The organism is Streptomyces sp. NPDC059524, from assembly GCF_042749255.1.
GTDB lineage: Bacteria > Actinomycetota > Actinomycetes > Streptomycetales > Streptomycetaceae > Streptomyces > Streptomyces xanthii.
On the sequence record NZ_JBHYTK010000276.1, the window covers coordinates 385 to 4,958 of the forward strand.

Genomic DNA, 4,574 nt, shown 5'->3' on the forward strand with positions numbered 1-4,574 from the left:
GCGCGCCTCGCCTGGCGCGCCGCCCCCCCGGCGCGCGCGGGCGCGCGCGCGCACTCTCGATCTCTCTCGCCCGGTCCACCCATCCTCCCCCACCCCGCCCCCCCCCACTTCTGCTGTTCGGGGGAGAGCCGGGCGAAGAGTGCCTGGCGGACCGTCGAGACATGGCCCGGGGCGCTCTGCCGCAGCACGCCGAGCCCCTCGTCGGTGAGCACCGCGAACTGGCCGCGCTTGTCCGACGGGCAGTCCTCGCGCCGCACCCACCCGTTCTTCTCCAGGCGCGCGATCGCGTGCGAGAGGCGGGAGCGGGTGATCTTGGACTGGATGGCCAGCTCGGTCATCCGCAGCCGGCGGTGCGGGGCCTCGCTGAGGGTGACGAGCAGGCCGAAGTAGATGTGCGGCATCTTCGCGTCGCGCTGCAGTTGCCGGTCCAGGTGATCCTCGAGGAGCGTGGTGGCATGCAGGTACGCACGCCAGGTGCGCTGCTCGTCGTCGGTCAGCCACTGCGGCTCTGCGCTCTCCATGACTCCATCGTCTCCCTTGCCAGGACTCACCCCAAGCTTCCTTCTTGAATATTAAACAAACAACGATTACTTTTGGCAGTGGCTGGACGCTTGAAACTTCAAACTTTCTGACTCGCTGGAGGCTGCCGTGACCGCACCCGCGCCGGAGCGCATGCCCGCGCTGTACCTCTCCCACGGCGCGCCGCCGCTCGCCGACGACGCCCTGTGGACCGGCCAGCTCGCGTCCTGGTCGGCCGACCTGCCGCGCCCCAAGGCGATCCTGATGGTCTCCGCGCACTGGGAGGAGGCCCCGCTCGCCCTCGGCGCCACCGAGACCGTGCCGCTCGTCTACGACTTCTGGGGCTTCCCCGAGCACTACTACCAGGTCCAGTACGCGGCTCCGGGCGCGCCGGAACTGGCCGAATCCGTACGCAAGCTGCTGCGGGCCCCCGGCATCCCCGTGCAGGACGTGCCCGACCGGGGACTGGACCACGGCGCGTACGTGCCGCTCGTCGAGATGTACCCGGACGCCGACATCCCGGTCCTCCAGGTCTCCATGCCGACGCTCGACCCGCACAAGCTCATGGAGATCGGCCGGCGGCTCGCCCCGCTCCGGGACGAGGGCGTCCTGATCGTCGGCTCCGGGTTCTTCACGCACAACCTGGCCGCGCTGCGGCAGGGCGGCATCCCGTCCTGGTCGGTCGAGTTCGACGACTGGGGGCACCGGGCGCTCGACGCGGGAGACGTGGACGCGCTGCTGGACTTCACGCGCAAGGCGCCGGCCGGCAATCTGGCCCATCCGCGTACGGAGCACTTCGCGCCGCTGTTCGTGACGATGGGGGCGGCGGATGCCTCCGGCGAACTGGGCTCTCAGCGCTCCGTGATCGACGGGTTCTGGATGGGTCTGGCGAAGCGGTCGGTCCAGTTCGGCTGAGGCCGCGTCGCCGGGTGCGGGTGGTCGGTGGCTGGTCGCGCAGTTCCCCGCGCCCCTGAGATGCATGGCGCTTCGCGCCGCATCTCCTCGATGAATGGCGCCGGACGCCTTGATCTGGGGAAGGCGCGGCGAAGCCGCATGCCTTCAGGGGCGCGGGGCTGTGTCCATCAGCGGCTCCGCCGCGGGGCGCGAGCAACCCCCACCGGGCCGCGGACTCCGACGGTGATCAGGCGGGCTCGATCAGGTCGAGGGCGAGTTGGGCAGCGGCCAGCGCCTGCTCGCCGCCGACCTCCAGGGCCGTGTCGGCGAACTTGATCGCGTGGTCGTTGCCGTGCGCCGCGGCCCGCGCGAAGACCTCCTCGGGCTCGGCCCCGGAGGGGACCGGCGCGGGCGCGGGCGTGGACGGCGCGTACACGGACGTCACCGCCGCACTCGCCGCCCAGGCCGCCTCCAGGGACCCGGCCCACAGCTCGCGCGGCAACGCGGGCAGTGTCCGCAGCACCGCGTTCGGCGCGGTCGCGGCGTGCACGAGCATCACCGGCGACCCCAGCGCATGCGTCCCGTACATGCGCACGGCCGCCCCGACCAGCTCCCCGAGCCGCTCGCGCGCCGCGTCCGGATCGACGGGCCCCGCCTCCGCCCACGCGGGGAACGCCGTGAGCCGGGTGAACCGCGCCCGGATCCCGCCCGACTGGTCGTCGATCCGCGGCACCGAGTCGAGCGCCCCCGCCGCGTCCGGCACGGAGGGCAGCGAGGTGAGCGGCGGCAGCGGCTGGTGCCGGGCGGCCCAGTAGCCGAGCCCGTGCGCGAGCTCGGCGAGACGCGGGGCGTTCGTCCCGGCGGGTTCGGCGAGCAGGGTGCGGACGGCGTGGCCGACCCGGATCACGGGGTGCGTGGCGCCCGCCGCGATGCCGGGCAGCAGCCGGGGCCACCACTCGGCGAGGACGTCGCGCCAGGGCCGCTCGGTGACGGCCCGCTCGAAGAAGACGATCCAGTCGGCGAGGCGCTTGGGGTCGCCGAGAGCGCCCTGCCAGTCGTCGGCGCGGATCGGGTCGCCCGGCGCGGGCATCGCGTCGAGCCGCTCGGAGTACTGGTCGAGCCAGCGGTGCACGCGCGGCGCCTGCCCGCCCCGTACGAGGGACTCCACGGCCATCGGCCCGTGGTTGCTGAGCCAGCCGTCGAACTCCGGACCGGTGGTGTGCAGTCGCTGGAGCGCTTCGTCGAGGGTGCCAGTGGTGTCGTGGATGGTGTCCATGGCGGCACCGTAGGGGCGGCACGAGGGGCGGCGGATCGGCCGTTGGGTCTACTCCCGGTCGTACTCCGGCTCGTCCATCTGACCGAGGCCGCGACGAGGCATCCCTCCAGGGGCGGGTTTACGCGCCCGGGGCGAGGTCCTTCTCGTACCAGGCGACGTCCCAGTACCGCCCGAACTTCCGGCCGACCTCCCGGTACGTGCCGACGGGGCGGAAGCCGAAGCGGGTGTGGAGGCGGGCGGAGGCCTCGTTCGGCTGGGTGACGCCCGCGTACGCGCGGTGCACGTCCTGCCCGGCGAGCGCGGCGAACAGCGCCCCGTAGAGGAGGGAGCCGATGCCGCGCCCGCCCGCGTCCGGCGCGCAGTACACGGTGGTCTCCACGGAGGTGGCGTACGCGGCCTTCGGGCGGAAGGGGCTCGCCGTCGCGTATCCGAGGATCCGGCCCGAGTCGTGTTCGCGGGCAACCAGGAGTGGGTACCGGGCGTCTTCGAGGTGGGAGAGCAGCCAGGGGCGTCGCTCCTCCGGAGTGAAGACGGCCGTGTCGAAGGTGATCGGCGTCTCGCGCACGTAGTGGTTGTAGAGGTCCGTGAGGGCGCTGAGGTCTCCCTCGGTTCCCCGGCTGACCTGCACCTCTGTGGACTCCGACGGCATCCGGGGGCTCCTTCTCGCGCGGTGTGGCGCGACAGGGTACTGCATGATCAGAAAAAAGATGGGTCGGCTTGGGAATTCTGTCCGGATTCCAGTCGTTGTTTCCTTCGGATGCCGGTCAGCCCGGGAGGGTGGACCAGCGGTCCTGCCCAGTCGACCCACCATCGCAAGGGAGCACGCATGGCAACCCGTGCCGTAGCCCGTCGTAAGTCCGCCGCGTCCGGCGAGACTGATGCGGCACGCAGTGTTCGCGCCGTAGGCGGGGAGATCGCCGACCGCGACCTGGTCGGGATGTACCTCGACGAGATCGCGCGTACACCGCTGCTCGACGCCGCCAAGGAAGTCGAGCTGTCCCAGACCATCGAGGCGGGTGTCTACGCCCAGCAGATCCTCGACGGAGAGGTCGAGGACAGCGCGGCCGCCGGCAAGGCGACCCGCGAGGAGCTGGAAGCGCTGGTCGCCGAGTCCGAGAAGGCCAAGGACGTCTTCATCAGGTCGAACCTGCGTCTGGTCGTGGCGGTCGCCCGGCGGTACCCGCGCTCGGGCCTCCCCCTGCTCGACCTGATCCAGGAGGGGAACGCGGGCCTGGTCCGCGCCGTCGAGAAGTTCGACTACCGCAAGGGCTTCAAGTTCTCCACGTACGCCACGTGGTGGATCCGCCAGGCCATCACGCGGTCCATAGCCGACCAGTCGCGCACGATCCGTCTCCCCGTCCACCTGGTCGAGGAGCTGGGCCGCATCCGCCGCGTGCAGCGCGAGTTCAACCGTGAGCACGGGCGCGAGCCCGAGCCCGCGGAGATCGCCGCCGAGCTCGACAAGACGACGCCGGAGCGGGTCACCGACGTGCTCGACTGGGCCCGCGACCCGGTCTCGCTGAACATGTCGGTGGACGACGAGGGCGAGACGCAGTTCGGCGACCTCCTCGAGGACACGTCGGCGGTGTCTCCGGAGCAGTCCGTGCTCACGCTGCTGCGCAGCGAGGAGCTGGACGATCTGATCGGGCGGCTCGACCAGCGCACGGCGTCCATCATCAAGATGCGGTACGGGATCGACGACGGCCGTGAGCGGACCCTCACGGAGGTCGGCAAGGAGCACGGGCTGACCCGTGAGCGGATCCGGCAGATCGAGAAGCACGCGCTGTTGGAGCTGAAGAAGTTGGCCCGGGACACGGGGTTCGACGCGGCGGCGTAGCCCCTCCGGGGGAGTGCGGGACGGGCGGCGCCTTCAGGGGGGCGGCCC

At 71.8% G+C, this 4,574-nt stretch carries 5 protein-coding genes; 2 read left to right on the top strand and 3 right to left on the bottom strand.

The genetic code is table 11. From position 1 onward, the window contains the following. The coding region (locus ACFW9D_RS37855; protein WP_384629976.1) for a MarR family winged helix-turn-helix transcriptional regulator at positions 1 to 521 on the bottom strand (521 nt) is incomplete at its 3' end. A 151-nt stretch (positions 522 to 672) separates the two neighbouring features. Between ACFW9D_RS37855 and ACFW9D_RS37860 the strand changes: the two genes are divergently transcribed. Further along, the gene (locus tag ACFW9D_RS37860) at positions 673 to 1,434 is read left to right on the top strand and encodes a dioxygenase (RefSeq protein ID WP_384629981.1); all 762 of its coding nucleotides are present in this window, start codon (positions 673 to 675) and stop codon (positions 1,432 to 1,434) included. Between the two features lie 226 nt (positions 1,435 to 1,660). On the opposite strand, the gene ACFW9D_RS37865 is transcribed toward ACFW9D_RS37860, so the two are convergent. After that, complete coding sequence (locus ACFW9D_RS37865) at positions 1,661 to 2,689, bottom strand: questin oxidase family protein (protein WP_384629978.1); 1,029 nt, start codon at positions 2,687 to 2,689, stop codon at positions 1,661 to 1,663. A gap of 118 nt (positions 2,690 to 2,807) precedes the next feature. Next, positions 2,808 to 3,338: a GNAT family N-acetyltransferase gene (locus tag ACFW9D_RS37870; protein WP_188338386.1), complete on the bottom strand. Its 531-nt coding sequence runs from the start codon at positions 3,336 to 3,338 to the stop codon at positions 2,808 to 2,810. A gap of 177 nt (positions 3,339 to 3,515) precedes the next feature. On the opposite strand from ACFW9D_RS37870, the gene ACFW9D_RS37875 reads away from it, so the two are divergent. After that, positions 3,516 to 4,526, top strand: coding sequence for an RNA polymerase sigma factor RpoD/SigA (locus ACFW9D_RS37875; RefSeq protein WP_188338387.1), 1,011 nt, complete (start codon positions 3,516 to 3,518; stop codon positions 4,524 to 4,526). Positions 4,527 to 4,574 lie beyond the last annotated feature (48 nt).

What these genes read in the sequence shown, in the direction of transcription:
- ACFW9D_RS37860 (WP_384629981.1), top strand. Translation starts at nt 673, where the DNA reads ATGCCCGCGCTGTACCTCTCCCACGGCGCGCCGCCGCTCGCCGACGAC.
- ACFW9D_RS37870 (WP_188338386.1), bottom strand. Translation starts at nt 3,338, where the DNA reads ATGCCGTCGGAGTCCACAGAGGTGCAGGTCAGCCGGGGAACCGAGGGA.
- ACFW9D_RS37865 (WP_384629978.1), bottom strand. Translation starts at nt 2,689, where the DNA reads ATGGACACCATCCACGACACCACTGGCACCCTCGACGAAGCGCTCCAG.
- ACFW9D_RS37875 (WP_188338387.1), top strand. Translation starts at nt 3,516, where the DNA reads ATGGCAACCCGTGCCGTAGCCCGTCGTAAGTCCGCCGCGTCCGGCGAG.